13 protein-coding genes, 1 rRNA gene and 1 pseudogene are annotated in these 14,661 nt (G+C 74.2%); 2 read left to right on the top strand and 13 right to left on the bottom strand.

Annotated features, from left to right (window positions below):
* Window positions 1-88 precede the first annotated feature (88 nt).
* The 6 genes from ACFVXK_RS21160 to ACFVXK_RS21185 all read right to left on the bottom strand — a co-directional run bounded on the left by ACFVXK_RS21160 (window position 89) and on the right by ACFVXK_RS21185 (window position 5,950).
* Window positions 89-745 carry a class I SAM-dependent methyltransferase gene (locus tag ACFVXK_RS21160; protein ID WP_389613856.1) on the bottom strand — a complete coding sequence of 219 codons (657 nt, stop codon included), beginning with the start codon at window positions 743-745 and terminating at the stop codon, window positions 89-91.
* A 20-nt stretch (window positions 746-765) separates the two neighbouring features.
* Window positions 766-1,878, bottom strand: coding sequence for a glycosyltransferase family 4 protein (locus ACFVXK_RS21165; protein WP_389613858.1), 1,113 nt, complete (start codon window positions 1,876-1,878; stop codon window positions 766-768).
* A 147-nt stretch (window positions 1,879-2,025) separates the two neighbouring features.
* Window positions 2,026-3,744 (bottom strand): DNA repair protein RecN, encoded by a 1,719-nt coding sequence (gene recN / locus ACFVXK_RS21170; protein ID WP_389613876.1) that lies wholly within the window; start codon window positions 3,742-3,744, stop codon window positions 2,026-2,028.
* Window positions 3,745-3,850: 106 nt separating this feature from the next.
* The gene (locus ACFVXK_RS21175) at window positions 3,851-4,810 is read right to left on the bottom strand and encodes an NAD kinase (RefSeq protein ID WP_389613860.1); all 960 of its coding nucleotides are present in this window, start codon (window positions 4,808-4,810) and stop codon (window positions 3,851-3,853) included.
* The gene (locus ACFVXK_RS21180) at window positions 4,807-5,622 is read right to left on the bottom strand and encodes a TlyA family RNA methyltransferase (protein WP_389613862.1); all 816 of its coding nucleotides are present in this window, start codon (window positions 5,620-5,622) and stop codon (window positions 4,807-4,809) included. The genes ACFVXK_RS21175 and ACFVXK_RS21180 overlap by 4 nt, the downstream gene beginning before the upstream one ends.
* A 7-nt stretch (window positions 5,623-5,629) precedes the next feature.
* Window positions 5,630-5,950 carry a hypothetical protein gene (locus ACFVXK_RS21185; RefSeq protein ID WP_389613865.1) on the bottom strand — a complete coding sequence of 107 codons (321 nt, stop codon included), beginning with the start codon at window positions 5,948-5,950 and terminating at the stop codon, window positions 5,630-5,632.
* Between the two features lie 65 nt (window positions 5,951-6,015).
* Here ACFVXK_RS21185 and ACFVXK_RS21190 point away from each other — a divergent pair, with 65 nt between their 5' ends.
* The gene (locus ACFVXK_RS21190; RefSeq protein WP_389613867.1) at window positions 6,016-6,363 is read left to right on the top strand and encodes an SCP2 sterol-binding domain-containing protein; all 348 of its coding nucleotides are present in this window, start codon (window positions 6,016-6,018) and stop codon (window positions 6,361-6,363) included.
* Here the strand turns inward: ACFVXK_RS21190 and ACFVXK_RS21195 are convergent.
* The 4 genes from ACFVXK_RS21195 to ACFVXK_RS21210 all read right to left on the bottom strand — a co-directional run bounded on the left by ACFVXK_RS21195 (window position 6,360) and on the right by ACFVXK_RS21210 (window position 10,475).
* Window positions 6,360-7,163, bottom strand: a complete 804-nt coding sequence (locus ACFVXK_RS21195) for an ABC transporter ATP-binding protein (protein ID WP_389613877.1) — start codon at window positions 7,161-7,163, stop codon at window positions 6,360-6,362. The genes ACFVXK_RS21190 and ACFVXK_RS21195 overlap by 4 nt on opposite strands.
* An 89-nt stretch (window positions 7,164-7,252) precedes the next feature.
* Window positions 7,253-8,314, bottom strand: coding sequence for a FecCD family ABC transporter permease (locus ACFVXK_RS21200; protein WP_389613869.1), 1,062 nt, complete (start codon window positions 8,312-8,314; stop codon window positions 7,253-7,255).
* Complete coding sequence (locus tag ACFVXK_RS21205; RefSeq protein WP_389613879.1) at window positions 8,311-9,270, bottom strand: FecCD family ABC transporter permease; 960 nt, start codon at window positions 9,268-9,270, stop codon at window positions 8,311-8,313. Before ACFVXK_RS21205 ends, ACFVXK_RS21200 begins: the two co-directional genes overlap by 4 nt.
* 161 nt (window positions 9,271-9,431) lie before the next feature.
* On the bottom strand, window positions 9,432-10,475 hold the full coding sequence (locus tag ACFVXK_RS21210) for an HAD hydrolase-like protein (RefSeq protein ID WP_389613871.1): 1,044 nt from the start codon (window positions 10,473-10,475) through the stop codon (window positions 9,432-9,434).
* Window positions 10,476-10,618: 143 nt separating this feature from the next.
* On the opposite strand from ACFVXK_RS21210, the gene ACFVXK_RS21215 reads away from it, so the two are divergent.
* A complete protein-coding gene (locus ACFVXK_RS21215; protein WP_389613872.1) occupies window positions 10,619-11,890 on the top strand; it encodes a DUF1015 family protein in 1,272 nt (423 codons plus the stop codon).
* Window positions 11,891-11,960: 70 nt separating this feature from the next.
* Here ACFVXK_RS21215 and ACFVXK_RS21220 read toward each other — a convergent pair whose 3' ends face one another.
* The 3 genes and pseudogenes from ACFVXK_RS21220 to rrf all read right to left on the bottom strand — a co-directional run bounded on the left by ACFVXK_RS21220 (window position 11,961) and on the right by rrf (window position 14,492).
* On the bottom strand, window positions 11,961-12,815 hold the full coding sequence (locus ACFVXK_RS21220; protein ID WP_389613874.1) for a hypothetical protein: 855 nt from the start codon (window positions 12,813-12,815) through the stop codon (window positions 11,961-11,963).
* Window positions 12,816-13,394: 579 nt separating this feature from the next.
* Window positions 13,395-14,339: pseudogene (locus tag ACFVXK_RS21225) on the bottom strand (hypothetical protein); the annotation flags it as partial.
* A gap of 36 nt (window positions 14,340-14,375) precedes the next feature.
* Window positions 14,376-14,492: ribosomal RNA gene (gene rrf / locus ACFVXK_RS21230) — 5S ribosomal RNA — on the bottom strand.
* Window positions 14,493-14,661 lie beyond the last annotated feature (169 nt).

A 14,661-nucleotide genomic window follows, 5' to 3' on the forward strand; every position in this document is an offset into this window, starting at 1 on the left:
GGGCGCCCCGGATCGCCACGCGCTCCTCTCGTCCCGGCGTCCGGCCGCCGTCCGGGGCCGGTACCGCGTCCTGGGGGTCGGGGAGGCGTCACAGGTCGGCGATCAGCGCGTAGCGTTCGTCGTCCACCTCGCCGCCCCAAAGGGCCGGGTTGCCGCTGAGCGGCTCGACGTGGAGGCCGGAGACGAACGGACGTACGACCGCGGCCAGGGCTTCGGCGCGGATCCCGCCGTTCCACGGCAGTGATGCGGCGCCGGGCACGTACGGGACGTCGCTCTGGTCGGCCTCCCGCCACCGGCCCTCGACCAGCACCAGCCGTCCTCCCGGACGCAGCCGGGTCACCCACTCGCGCAGCGCGGCCTCCGGATCGGGCAGTGTCCACATCAGGTGCCGGGACAGCAGCGCGTCGAAGCGCCCTCCCGGCGTCGGAGGCTTCATGGCGTCACCGACCAGGAAGCAGGCTTCGAGGCCGGCGGTGCCGAACTTCAGGCGGGCCTGTTCGATCATGCGCAGGGCGACGTCGACTCCGGTCACCCGGTGTCCGGCCTCGGCCAGCAGCAGAGAGAGCGACCCCGTGCCGCAGCCGACGTCGAGGACGTCGGACGGGGCGGAGGGCATCCAGGAGCTCAGGAGTGCGGACCATGCGGCACGCGTGTGGTCGTCCCGTAGTCCGTGGTCGGGCTCGTCGTCGAAGGCCGCCGCGGCGGCGTTCCAGTAGGCGGTGATCGAAGCCGTGCGGTCGGCCATGGGGCGGTACTCCGGCGGGGTCAGGGGCGTTGGCGTTCCATCAGTTCGTCGTAGACCGAGAGGATCTGGGCCACCGTGTCGTCCTCCGACGGCCAGGTCGCCGCCTGGGCGCGGCCGGCGACGGCGAGGGCGGCTCGGCGGTCCGGGTCGTCGAGGAGGGTGGCCACCGCGGCCGCCAGGGCGGTCGCGTCGCCGTACGGGACCAGGACCGCCGCGTCGCCGACGAGTTCCGGGACTCCGCCGACTTCCGTCGCCACCAGGGCGACCCCGGCCCGCAGGGCCTCCTGCGCCAGCAGGGAGCGGCCCTCCCAGCGGCTGGGGAGGACGGCCACGTCGGCCGCCGCCAGCAGCCGGTCGGCGTCGCGGCGGCGGCCCAGGAGGCGCACCGGGAGGTTCTCCGTTTCGATGCGGCGGGCCAGCTCCGGGCGCAGGGGGCCCTCCCCCGCGATCAGCAGCAGCGGGGCCGGCTCCAGGTCCCGCCAGCTGCGGGCGGCGTCCAGCAGGAACGAGTAGCCGCGGCGGGCCACCAGGCTGCCGACCGCGATGACCAGGGGGCGTTCCACCACGCCCAGTTCGGCCCGGGTCTTGCCCGTGTCGGGCCGGGCCGGGGCGGCGGGGACGGCGACCGCCGCGAGGCGGGCGTCGCGTGCACCGCGCAGGCGGGCGTGGTCGACCTGGTCGGAGGAGGCGCCGAGGACCACCGCCGCGGCGCGGGCCACGTGACGTTCCAGCAGGCCGCCGAAGCGGCCCAGCGGGCCCACGTCGGGGGCGGCGCCGTGCCAGGTGACCACCAGCGGGGCGCGCCGGCCGCGGCCCCGCAGGGCGAGGGCGGCCCGCATCCCGGCGCGGACGCCGTGGGCGTGCACCACGTCCGCCCCGGCGCAGGCGGCCCGCAGGGCGCTGCCCGCGTCGGGGGTGAACTCCGCGCCGGCGCCGGTGAAGTCGTACTCCCCCTCGGCGGCGACGGGGGCGCACACGGTGACGCTCACCCCGCGGGCCGCGAGCCCCGTGGTGAGGGAGCGCACGTGGGCGCTGCTGCCCGCGCCCGCGCCGCCGAGGACCTGGACGGCGCGCAGCGGGGGCCGCCCGTACGGCAGGACGGGCGGCGGCAGCGAAGCCGGGGAGCTGCTCACGGGCCGGGGCTCCAGGGTGAGGAGGCAGAGTCGTCGCCCAGGATGCCAGTCCGTACGCGCGTTCCGGGACCATACGGGTGCGGATCCCGTGCGGGATACCGCAGTGCGCCCCCCAGCCTCACCCACACGGGCTAACGTCCCGGTTCCTCAGCCGTCCGCCCGGGCCGCCGCGAGGAGTTCCTCGGCGTGGGCGCGGGCCGTCTGCGAGTCCTCCTGGCCGGCGAGCATCCGGGAGAGTTCCCGGATCCGGTCCTCGCCCTCCAGGACCGTGACCCCGGAGCGGGTCACCGATCCGTCGACGGTCTTCTCGACCAGCAGCTGCCGGTCCGCGAAGGCCGCCACCTGGGGCAGGTGGGTGACGACGACGACCTGGGCGGTCTTGGCGAGCTTGGCCAGCCGCCGGCCGATCTCGACGGCCGCCTTGCCGCCCACGCCCGCGTCGACCTCGTCGAAGAGGTACGTGGGCACGGGGGTGGTGCCGGCGAAGACGACCTCGACGGCCAGCATGACCCGGGAGAGCTCGCCGCCGGAGGCGCCCTTGGCGATCGGCCGGGGCTGGGCGCCGGGGTGCGGGGCGAGCAGCAGCTCGACCTCGTCGGCCCCGGCGGGCCCGTACGCGACCGGGCGGCCGCCGACCTCGACGCCGTCGGGGTCCTCGGTCTGGCGGATGTCGATGGTCACGCGGGCGTGCGGCATCGCCAGGGAGGCCAGTTCGGCGGTGACGGCGGAGGCGAAGCGTTCGGCGGCCTCCGCGCGGGCGTCGGTCAGCGCCTGGGCCAGCTGCGACAGTTCGGCGCGCAGCGCGTCCCGTTCGGCGGTGAGCTCCTCGATCCGCTCGTCGTCCCCGTCGAGCTCCAGCAGCCGCGCGGAGCCCTTCTGGGCCCATTCGAGGACGGAGTCGACGGAGTCCCCGTACTTGCGGGTCAGCTGGGTGAGCGCCGCCCGCCGTTCCTCCACGGCGGCCAGCCGCAGGGGGTCGGCGTCCAGGTCGTCGGCGTACCCGGCGAGCTCGCCGGCCACGTCGCCGAGCAGGATGCCGAGCTCGGCGATCCGGTCGGCGAGGCCGCCGAGCACCGGGTCGTGGGAGCGCACGGCCTCCAGGGCGCGGTGCGCGCCGGCGACGAGGGTGTTGGCGTCGACGCCCTCGGGGTCCTCGACGTCGCCGGCGAGGGCCGCGTGGGCGGCCTGCGCGGCGGAGGCGAGGGATTCGGCGTGCCCGAGCCGTTCGGCCTCGGCCGCCAGTTCGGCGTCCTCGCCGGGGAGCGGCTCGACGGCGGCGACCTCGTCCAGGCCGAAGCGCAGCAGGTCGGCCTCCTGCGCCCGTTCGCGGGCGCGGGTGGTGAGGGTGTCCAGCTGGGCGGAGACGGCGCGCAGCCGCCGGTACGCGCCGGCGTACTTCTCCAGGGGGACGGCGACGGCGTCGCCGGCGTACCGGTCGAGGGCCTGGCGCTGGCGGGCGGGCCGCAGCAGGCCCTGCTGGTCGGTCTGCCCGTGGACGGCGACCAGGTCGTCGGCGAGCTCGGAGAGCAGGCCGACGGGTACCGAGCGGCCGCCGACGTGGGCGCGCGAGCGGCCCTCGGCGGACACGGTCCGGCTGATCAGCAGGGCGCCCTCGTCGAGCTCGGCCCCGGCCTCCTCGGCGCGCACGGCGGCGGCCGCGTCCGGGCGCAGCACGACGCGGCCCTCGACCACGGCGGCCTTGGCGCCGATCCGCACCAGGGCCGGGTCGGCGCGGCCGCCGAGCAGCAGCCCGAGGCTGGTGACGACCATCGTCTTGCCCGCGCCGGTCTCGCCGGTCACCGCGGTGAAACCGGGCGACAGCTCGACCACCGCGTCGTCGATGACCCCGAGTGACCGTATCCGCATCTCCTCAAGCACGGGACGACCATACCGAGGTTTCGCGGGTGCCATGTGACCTCACCCGCCCGGAGTTTTCCGAACGGGTGTGCTAATAGCAGGTCTGCGGCGGCCTTCAGTGCGGTGCGCCGCGCCAACCCGACACCGGGAGCGCGAACTTGGCCACGAGCCGGTCCGTGAAGGACGCGTGGTGCAGCCGGGCGAGCCGCACCGGCACCGTCCCGCGCCGCACCTCCACCCGAGCCCCGGCGGGCAGCTCCAGGGTCCGCCGGCCGTCGCACCACAGCACCCCGTGCTGGGTCCCGGTCTGCACCTCCACCGCCAGCACCGAGTCCGGCGAGGTGACCAGCGGCTTGGCGAACAGCGCGTGCGCGCTGATCGGCACCATCAGCAGCGCCTCCACCTCCGGCCACACCACGGGGCCGCCCGCCGAGAAGGCGTACGCGGTCGAGCCGGTCGGCGTCGCGCAGACGATGCCGTCGCACCCGAACCCGGTCACCGGGCGCCCGTCGATCTCCAGGACCACCTCCAGCATCCGCTCGGCGGACACCTTCTGGACGGCGGCCTCGTTCAGCGCCCAGTCCCGGTGGACCACGTCACCGTTGGTCCGTACGAGGACGTCGAGGGTCATCCGCTCCTCGACCTCGTACGCCCGGCGCACCACCCGGTCCACGACCCGGTCCAGGTCGTCGCGCTCGGCCTCGGCGAGGAAGCCGACCCGCCCCAGGTTGACGCCAAGCATCGGCACCCCCGACCCGCGCGCGAACTCCGCCCCGCGCAGCAGGGTGCCGTCCCCGCCCAGCACGATCAGCAGCTCGCACCCGGCCAGCACCTCGGGCGTGCACTCCCCCACCAGCTCCACCTCGGGCGGCAGCGGCATGTCCCGCGCCTCGTGCGCGAGCACCCGCACCCCGATCCCCGACTTCAGCAGGCCCAGCACCACCAGCTCGGCGCTGCGTATGGCCGCCGGCCGCCCGGTGTGGGCGACCAGGAAGACCGTGCGCGGCCCTTCCGGCTCCCCCGCCCCCGTTGAATTCGTTGAACGCTCTGACGCTGACGACGACGAATCTGTCACTGAGGCCCCTCCGCCACTGCACGGTCGACATCCCCCGGGTCGAGTGCCGGTGCCCCCGCCCGAAGCCACAGAAAGTACTCGACGTTCCCCGACGGCCCGGGCAGCGGACTCGCGGTGACCCCCAGCACGCCCAGCCCCAGCTTCCACGCCTGGGCGGCGACCTCCCGCACGGCCTCGGCCCGCAGCTCGGGGCTGCGCACCACGCCGCCGCTGCCGAGCCGTTCCTTGCCCACCTCGAACTGCGGCTTGACCATCAGCACCAGGTCGGCGCCCGGCGCCGTGCACCGCACCAGGGCGGGCAGCACCAGGCCGATCGAGATGAACGACAGGTCACCGACGACCAGGTCCACGGGGACGCCGTCGATCAGTTCGACCGTCAGCTCGCGCACGTTCGTCCGGTCCTTGACGGTCACCCGCTCGTCGCTCTGCAGCGACCAGGCCAGCTGCCCGTAGCCGACGTCCACGGCGACGACGTGGGCCACGCCCGCGCGCAGCAGCACGTCGGTGAAGCCCCCGGTGGAGGCGCCCGCGTCCAGCGCCCGGCGGCCCTCGACGGCCAGCCCCTGCGGCCGGAAGGCCGCGAGGGCGCCGGCCAGCTTGTGACCGCCCCGGGAGACGTAGTCGGGGTCGCTGTCGTCCTTGAGGACGACGAGGGCCGCGCTGGTCTCGACCTGGGTGGCCGGCTTGGTCGCGGTGGTGCCGCCCACGGTCACCCGGCCCGCGGCGATCAGCTGGGCCGCGTGCTCCCGCGAGCGGGCCATGCTGCGGCGTACCAGTTCGGCGTCCAGGCGGCGGCGTGCCACTCCTGCCACGTTCGGTTCAGCTCCTGTTTTCGTACGGTCCGGGGACGGGCTGCGCGTCCAGCGCGGCGAGCGCCTCGCGCAGTCCCCTGTGCACATCCTCGTACACCTCGACGTGTCCGTCCGCCGCCAGGTGGTCCGCGTCCGCGAGCCGCTCCAGGTGCGCGTCGACCCCGGGGTGCCCGGTGGGGGTGCGCACGAGGCCCAGCGGCGCGGGCCCGGCGGGCGCGTCGGCCCCGTCCGCGAGCCCGTCCGCGTGTCCGTCCGCGGGCTCCGTGACGGGCTCCGTGACGGGCTCCTGGGGGACGTCCGGCACGCTCCCGGACACTTCGTCGGTCATGCCCCCGACGCTACCCCGAAGCACCGCCCGTGCCACGCGCGGCTCTGCGGTACGGTCGGGACACCATGGCTACGATCCAGGAGTGCCGCGCGGCACTCGACCGACTCTCCGACAACCTCTCGGGGGCCGACGGCGACGTGCGCGGCGCGGCCGCCCTCGACCGCTCCCTGAGCTGCCACATCACCGACCTCGACGTGACCTTCGCCGGCAGCCTCGACGGCGGCCGGATCCGGGTGGACGCCCTCACCCCGGGCCCGCCGCGCGGCAAGGCCGAGATCCGCCTCGCGATGTCGGGGGACGACCTGCTCGCCCTCGTCGACGGGCAGCTGAAGTTCGCCAAGGCCTGGGCCTCGGGCCGGGTCCGCCTGGAGGCCGGCTTCCGCGACCTCCTGCGCCTCAAGAGCCTCCTCTAGACGGCGGCCTTCGCCCGGGCCCGCCGGGCGGACGGGACCACCAGCGGGGTGCCGGTCTCCGGGTCGTCGATGACCCGGCAGGGCACCCCGAACACCTCCTCCACCAGCCCGGCCGTGACCACCTCGGACGGCGGCCCCTCGGCGACGACCACCCCGCCGCGCAGGGCGATCAGGTGGGTGGCGTAGCGGGCCGCCTGGTTGAGGTCGTGCAGCACCGCCACCAGCGTCCGGCCCTGCTCCTCGTGCAGCTGGGCGCACAGGTCCAGGACCTCCAGCTGGTGCTGGATGTCCAGGTAGGTCGTCGGCTCGTCCAGGAGCAGCAGCGGGGTCTGCTGGGCCAGCGCCATCGCGATCCACACCCGCTGGCGCTGCCCGCCCGACAGCTCGTCCACGGCCCGGTCGGCGAGTTCGGCGACCCCGGTCGAGGCCATCGACTCCAGGACGATCCGCTCGTCCTGCGCCGACCACTGCCGCAGCAGCCCCTGGTGCGGGTACCGGCCGCGGGCGACCAGGTCGGCGACGGTGATCCCGTCGGGCGCCACCGAGGACTGCGGGAGCAGCCCCAGGGTGCGGGCCACCTGCTTGGCGGGCGTCGAGGTGATGGCCCGCCCGTCGAGCAGCACCCGGCCGGCGGTGGGCTTCAGCATCCGTGACAGGGCGCGCAGCAGCGTGGACTTGCCGCAGGCGTTGGGGCCGACGATGACCGTGAACGAGTGGTCGGGGATCTCCACCGAGAGGTTCTCGGCGATGACCCGCTGGTCGTATCCGAGGGTGACGTTCTCCGCGGTCAGCCTCTGCACCTGGGTACTCCTCGTGTCGGCCGGGCCGTGCCCGTGGGTGTGCGGCTGGTCCACCGCGTGCGTCGTGTACGTCGTGTACGTCGTTCCGGTCATACCCGTCCCGCCTTGCGTTCCATGACGAGCAGCCACAGCAGGTAGACCCCGCCGACCAGGCCGGTGACCACGCCCACCGGCAGCTGGTCCGCGCCGAAGGCCCGCTGCGAGGCCAGGTCGGAGGCCAGCAGCAGGACGGTGCCCATCAGCGCGCCGGTCAGCAGGTTCGACCCGGGCGAACGGGTCAGCCGCCGGGCCAGCTGCGGCGCGGCCAGCGCCACGAAGCTGATCGGCCCGGCGGCGGCCGCGGCCGCCGTGGTCAGCAGGACCGCCGCCAGCATCAGCAGCATCCGGGTCCGCTCCACCGGCACGCCCAGGGCGTACGCGGCGTCGTCGCCCATCTCGATCACCCGCAGGGCCCGGCTCTGCCCGAGGACCAGCGGGAACAGCACCCCGCAGGTGGCCAGCAGCGGCCACACCTGCGCCCAGTCCCGGCCGGCCAGCGAGCCGGTCAGCCAGACCATGGCCCGGGTCGCCTCGATCAGCTGGGCCTTGGCGATCAGGTACTGGATGACGGCGACGAGGACGGCCGAGGCGCCGATGCCGACCAGCACCAGCCGGTACCCGTGGATCCCCTTCTTGTACGCGAGGAGGTACACCACGGCGCCGGTGAGCACGCCGCCGACGACGGCGCCCAGCGCGACCTCGTTCGCCCCGCCCTTGAACACGGTGATGACGACGAGCGCGCCGACCGCCGAGCCGTACCCGAAGCCGAGCAGGTCGGGCGAGCCGAGCGGGTTGCGCGAGACGGACTGGAAGACCGACCCGGACATGCCGAGGGCCGCGCCGACCAGGATCGCGACGAGGACCCGCGGCAGCCGCAGGTCGTTGACGATGAAGTCGTCGGCGGGGGCGCCGTCGCCCAGCAGGGTCCGGACCACGTCCCCGGGCGCGATCTCGAAGTCGCCGGTGCCGATCAGGACGACGGCCAGCACCAGCGCCGCCGCGACCAGCAGCAGCCCGGCCAGCAGGGCGCGCGGCTCGACGCGCAGCGAGGTGGCGGCGGGGCCGCGCAGGGTGCGCGGCCGGGCGGCCTTGCGGATGCGGGTGTCGCTCACAGCTGGGCCATCCTCTTGCGCCGGACCAGGTGGATGAAGACGGGGCCGCCGACGAGCGCGGTGACGATGCCGACCTGGAGCTCACCGGGCCGGGTGACGACCCGTCCGACCACGTCGGCGCCGAGCAGCAGCACCGGCGAGAGGACGGCCGAGTAGGCGAGCACCCAGCGCATGTCGGGACCGGTGATCAGGCGCGCGAGGTGCGGGATCATCAGCCCGACGAAGACGATCGGCCCGCAGGCGGCGGTCGCGGCCCCGCACAGCAGGGTGATGGCGGCCATCGCCGCGATCCGGGTCCGCGTCAGGTGCGCGCCCAGCGCCCGGGCGGTGTCGTCGCCCATGGCCATCGCGTTGAGCGGCCGGCCCAGCAGCAGGGCGAGCAGGGCGCCGGCCAGCAGGAAGGGGGCCACCTGGCGGACGGTGTCCATGCTGGCCGAGGCCAGCGAACCCACCGTCCAGAAGCGGAGCTTGTCCAGGGCCTTGCTGTCCATCAGCTGGACGGCGTTGATGTAGCCGACGAGCGCGGCGCTGGCCGCCGTACCGGCGAGCGCGAGGCGCACCGGGGTGGCGCTGCGGCTGCCCCCGAGGACGTAGACCAGGGCGGATACGACGGCGGCGCCGAGGAAGGCCCACCAGACGAACTCGGTCAGCGTGCTCGCCCCGAGGAAGCTGATCGCGGAGACCACGGCGGCCGCGGCGCCGGCGTTGACGCCGAGGATGCCGGGTTCGGCCAGCGGGTTGCGGGTCAGGGCCTGCATCACCGCGCCGGAGAGGCCGAGTCCGAGCCCGACCATCACCCCCAGGACGGTGCGCGGGACCCGCAGGTCCCGCACGACCACGTCGTTGGTGGTGCCGCTGTAGTGGAACAGGCCGTGCCAGACGTCGCCGAGCGGCATGGCCTTGGCGCCGACGGCGATGCTCGCCACCGCGACGAGGGCCAGCACGGCGAGGGCGATCAGCAGACCGGCGGTGCGCCTGCCGTGGCCCGGGCGGGCGACGGCGGGCACGGGCGCGGGTGCGCCGGGCTCGGTTTCGGGGGGACTCTCAGCCAACACGAAGGTTAGGTTAGCCTACCCTGCGCCGGGAATGATCCCCCGTACGGCCGAGCGCCCCCCGCTCACCACCCGAGCGCCCCCAGGGCCTTCTCCACGTCGCCCCGGTAGGCCCCGTCCCCGGCCGCCGACCAGGCCGCCGCGCACGCCGCCCGCAGCCCGTCGAGCGGATCGGCCTCCCCGTCGCCGGCGCGGGACAGCTCCAGGTGCCCGCCCGCGTCGGCCGCGCTCCAGCCGCCGCAGCGCCAGGCCCCGTCCCGCTCCACCACCTCAGGCTGCCCGGTCAGCAGCCCGCGCAGGTCCCGGTCCACGTACGTGGGCCGGTGCCGGAGCTCGGCCCGCAGCAGCTGCCCGGCGTCCGTGACCCCGGTCAGCACCAGCAGGGAGTCCACGTCCCCGTTGAACGCGCCCTCGATGTCGGTGTCCAGCCGGTCCCCGACCACCAGCGGCCGCCGCGCACCCGTCCGCAGCACGGTCTCCCGGTGCATCGGCGGCAGCGGCTTGCCCGCCACCTGCGGGTCCGCGCCCGTGGCGATCCGTACGACCTCCACGGCCGCCCCGTTGCCCGGGCCGATCCCCCGCGCCCCCGGGATCGTCAGGTCCGTGTTCGACGCGAACCACGGCACCCCGCGGTTGACCGCGTACGCCGCCTCCGCGAAACGCCCCCACTCCAGGCCGGGCCCGCCGTAGCCCTGGACCACCGCCGCGAGCCCCTCCTCGTCGGCGGACTCCACGGGCACCAGCCCGCGCTCGCGCAGCGCGACCCGCAGCCCCTCCCCGCCGATCACCAGCACCTTGGCACCCGGCTCCACCTGCTCCGCGATCAGCCGGGCCACCGCCTGCGCCGAGGTGATCACCTCGCTCGCCTCGGTCGGGATCCCCAGCTCGCACAGGTGCTCCGCGACCGCCTCCGGCGTCCGCAGCGCGTTGTTGGTGACGTACGCCAGGTGCATCCCGTCGGCCCGGGCCGCGGCCAGGGACTCCACCGCGTGCGCGATGGCGTGCCCGCCCGCGTACACCACCCCGTCCAGGTCCAGCAGGGCCGTGTCGTACGCCTGGTGCAGACTCCGCTCACTACGCGCGGGACTGGTCCTGCTCTGCCGGGTCATCTGGCCGCTCCTCAATAACCGTTATCGAAACGCTCGGGACACTTGCGGTGCTTCACTTCGCACGATCGATCTTGTCCGAGTTTGCACTACCCCGTCACTCCCCCGGCCATCCCGTATCGCGAGACGGGTCTTACCATGCACCAATGACCACACCTGGCAACGCGGAGCACGGGCTGCGCCTGACCCCCTTCCACGGACTGCGTTACGTCCCGGAGCGCGTCGGCAGCCTCGCCGCGGTGACCTCGCCGCCGTACGACGTGGTCGTACGCCCCGACGGAGTCGACTACCTCGAGTCCGCCGACCCGCACAACATCGTCCGGCTCATCCTGCCCCAGGCCGGCACCCCGGCCGCCCGCAACGAGCAGGCCGCCCGGACCCTGAGCGACTGGCTCGCCGAGGGCGTCCTCAGCGCCGACCCGCAGCCCGCGCTCTACGTGTACGAGCAGCGCCGGGCCGGCCTGCTGCAGCGCGGCATCATCGGCGCCCTGGCCCTGTCCACGGCCGAGGACGGCATCGTCCTGCCGCACGAGGACGTGATGCCGGACGTGGTCACCGACCGCGCGGGCCTGATGCGCGCGACTTCGGCCAATCTCGAACCCCTCCTCCTCACCTACCGCGGCGACGGCCCGGGCGCCGGCGCGGACGCGGTCGTCGAAGCCACCGCGGCCCGCGAGCCCCTCCTGTCGACGGTCACCGAGGACGGGTTCCGCCACAGCCTGTGGTCCGTCACCGACCCCGCCGAGCTGGCCGTCGTCACCGCCGACCTGGCCCACCGCCAGGCCCTCATCGCCGACGGCCACCACCGCTGGGCGACGTACCTGCGCCTCCAGGAGGAGCACGGCTCGCCGACCCCCTGGGACTTCGGCCTGGTCCTCCTCGTGGACACCGCCCGCTACCCCCTCCAGGTCCGCGCCATCCACCGGATGCTGCGCCGCCTGCCCCTCTCCGAAGCCCTGGCGAAGGCGGAGGGCTCCTTCCGGATCCGCCCGGTCGACGGCCCGCTCCCGCTGGCCCTGGAGGCCCTCGCGGACGCCTCGGAACGCGGCAACGCCTTCCTCCTCACCGGCGACGGCAGCTTCCACCTGGTCACCGACCCGGATCCGGCCCTGATCGAGCGCACGGTCCGGCGCGACCGCCCCGAGGCCTGGCGCCGGCTGGACGCGACGGTGCTGCACGCCTCCCTGCTGGACGCCCTGTGGCAGGTCCCGGACGCCCCGGACCACATCGCGTACATCCACGACGCGGCCGCGACCGTCGCGATGGCCGAGCGCCACGGCGGCACGGCCGTGCTGCTGCACCCGGTGCGCGAGGAGGTCGTCCGCGACCTGGCCCGCCAGGGCGTGACGATGCCCCGCAAGTCGACCTCCTTCGGCCCCAAGCCGGCCACCGGCCTGGTCCTGCGCAGCCTGGGCTGACCCGAGGTCCCCTCCTCCGGACATGCGGAAGGGCGGCACCCCCGAGGGGGTGCCGCCCTTCCTTTCGGCATCAGGCCTTGTCGCGGGTCTCGCGCTCGTCGTCCTCGACGACCACGATCTCGTCGGTGAGGTCCACGTCGGCCTCCGAGCCGGCGACGGGCTCGTACTCCTCGTCGTCCTCGTCGTAGTACTCGGTCTGGTCGGCGGCGCGCTCGGCGGCGGCCACCTCGGCCGCGTCCTCGTCCTCGTCGTCCTCGTCACCGAGGTCGTCGAGGTCCGCGTCCTCCTCCGGCGTGGCGGCGTCCACGAACTCCACGCCGTCGATCTCGGCCAGGCGGTCGGAGGCGTCCGTCGCCCCGTCCTTGTCGGCCTCGAGGGTCTTGGCGAACCACTCGCGCGCCTCGTCCTCACGGCCGGCGGCCAGCAGGGCGTCGGCGTAGGCGTACCGCAGGCGCGCGGTCCACGCCTGGACGGTGTTGGACGCCAGCTCCGGGCTCTGCAGGGTCACGATGGCGGCGTCGAGCTCACCCATGTCCCGGCGGGCACCGGCGGCGACGAGACGCATCTCGACCTGGCCGGCCTTGTCCAGCTTCTGCACCTCGGGCTCACCGGCCATGGCCAGCGCCCGCTCGGGACGGCCGAGGCCGCGCTCGCAGTCGGCCATGACGGGCCACAGCTCGACGGAGCCGGTCATCCGCTTGGCGGCACGGAACTCGGCGAGGGCCTCGCTGTACTTCTGCGTCGCGTACGCGGCGAAGCCGGCGGCTTCGCGGACGGCGGCGACACGGGAGGCCAGGCGCAGGGCGATACGGGCGTACGCGTACGCCTGCTCGGGGTCCTCGTCGATCAGCCGGGCCACCATGACGAGGTTGCGCGAGACCTCCTCGGCCAGACCCTTGGGCAGGCTCAGGAGCTCCTGGCGCACATCGGCGTCGATCTCGTTGCCGGTGACGTCCTCGTCGATCGGAAGCCGCTTGACCGGGTCCCGGTCACGGTCGGCACGGAACTCACGGCCGCCGCGGTCATCGCGGCCACCACGGAAACCACCGCGGTCATCGCGGCCGCCACGGTAGCCACCGCGCTCGCCGCCCCGGTCGTCACGACGCGGGTAGGAGGGACGGTCGCCACCGCGGTCGTCACGCCGGCCGTACGAGGGACGGTCCCCGCCACGGTCGTCACGACGCCCGTAGGACGGACGGTCGCCACCACGGTCGTCGCGGCCACCACGGAAGCCACCACGGTCGTCGTCGCGACGCGGGTAGGACGGACGCTCACCCCGGTCATCGCGACGCGCGTACGACGGACGGTCCCCACCACGGTCGTCACGACCGCCACGGAAGCCACCACGGTCGTCATCCCGGCGCGGGTAGGACGGACGCTCACCCCGGTCGTCACGACGCGGGTACGACGGACGGTCCCCACCACGGTCGTCACGACCGCCGCGGAAACCACCACGGTCGTCATCCCGGCGCGGGTAGGACGGACGGTCACCCCGGTCATCGCGACGCGGGTACGACGGACGGTCCCCACCACGGTCGTCACGGCCACCACGGAAACCACCACGGTCATCGTCCCGGCGCGGGTACGAGGGACGGTCACCCCGGTCGTCACGACGCGGGTACGACGGACGGTCCCCACCACGGTCATCGCGACCGCCACGGAAACCACCACGGTCGTCATCGCGACGCGGGTAGGACGGACGCTCACCACGGTCGTCACGACGGAAGGAGGGACGGTCCCCACCACGGTCGTCACGGCCACCGCGGAAACCACCGCGGTCGTCATCGCGACGCGGGTAGGACGGACGCTCACCACGGTCATCGCGACGCGGGTACGAGGGACGGTCGCCACCACGGTCGTCACGGCCGCCACGGAAGCCACCGCGGTCGTCATCGCGACGCGGGGAGAACGGACGGTCGCCGCCGCGGTCGTCACGGCGGAAGGCCGGACGGTCGCCGCCGCGGAAGCCACCGCGCTCGTCGTCACGGCGCGGGTAGGACGGACGCCCGCCACGGTCGTCGTCACGACGGGGGTACGAGGGGCGGTCGCCGCCACGGTCGTCACGGCCGCCACGGAAGCCACCGCGGTCGTCGTCACGACGGGGGTACGACGGACGGTCGCCACCGCGGTCGTCACGACCACGGAAGCCACCGCCGGCGGGACGCCCGCCACGGTCGTCACGGCGGAAGCCGCCACCGGCGGGGCGACCACCACGGTCGTCACGGCGGAAGCCACCACGGTCACCGCCACGGTCGTCACGGCCCCCGCGGTAGCCGCCCCTGTCACCGCCGTCGTTGCGACGAGGCTCGCGCTCCGGACGATCGTCGGGAGAGTTGGACATGGGTGTGACTCCTGTCTTCGGGGTACCGCTAGTCATTCTCGCGCAACCAGCCCATGGCCGCGCTTCGGCGTAAAGAGGTGCAAAACAAAAAGGACCCTTGGTCCTCAGCGTGAACGCTGAGGACCAAGGGTCCTTTGAAAGATTGTTCGGCGGCGTCCTACTCTCCCACAGGGTCCCCCCTGCAGTACCATCGGCGCTGAAAGGCTTAGCTTCCGGGTTCGGAATGTAACCGGGCGTTTCCCTAACGCTATGACCACCGAAACCCTATCGGTTTCGAGCGAACAAGCACACTCTGTAGTTGTGTTCCAGCTCTAGAAACCAGCAACTGTTCGTTGCTTCAGAACTAACACAGTGGACGCGAGCAACTGAGGACAAGCCCTCGGCCTATTAGTACCAGTCAGCTCCACCCGTTACCGGGCTTCCACATCTG

This window comes from Streptomyces sp. NPDC058157, from assembly GCF_042884105.1.
GTDB lineage: Bacteria > Actinomycetota > Actinomycetes > Streptomycetales > Streptomycetaceae > Streptomyces.

Coding starts and splice junctions, on each gene's coding strand:
- ACFVXK_RS21160 (WP_389613856.1), bottom strand. CDS start 745: ATGGCCGACCGCACGGCTTCGATCACCGCCTACTGGAACGCCGCCGCG.
- recN (WP_389613876.1), bottom strand. CDS start 3,744: ATGCGGATACGGTCACTCGGGGTCATCGACGACGCGGTGGTCGAGCTG.
- ACFVXK_RS21185 (WP_389613865.1), bottom strand. CDS start 5,950: ATGACCGACGAAGTGTCCGGGAGCGTGCCGGACGTCCCCCAGGAGCCC.
- ACFVXK_RS21190 (WP_389613867.1), top strand. CDS start 6,016: ATGGCTACGATCCAGGAGTGCCGCGCGGCACTCGACCGACTCTCCGAC.
- ACFVXK_RS21210 (WP_389613871.1), bottom strand. CDS start 10,475: ATGACCCGGCAGAGCAGGACCAGTCCCGCGCGTAGTGAGCGGAGTCTG.
- ACFVXK_RS21215 (WP_389613872.1), top strand. CDS start 10,619: ATGACCACACCTGGCAACGCGGAGCACGGGCTGCGCCTGACCCCCTTC.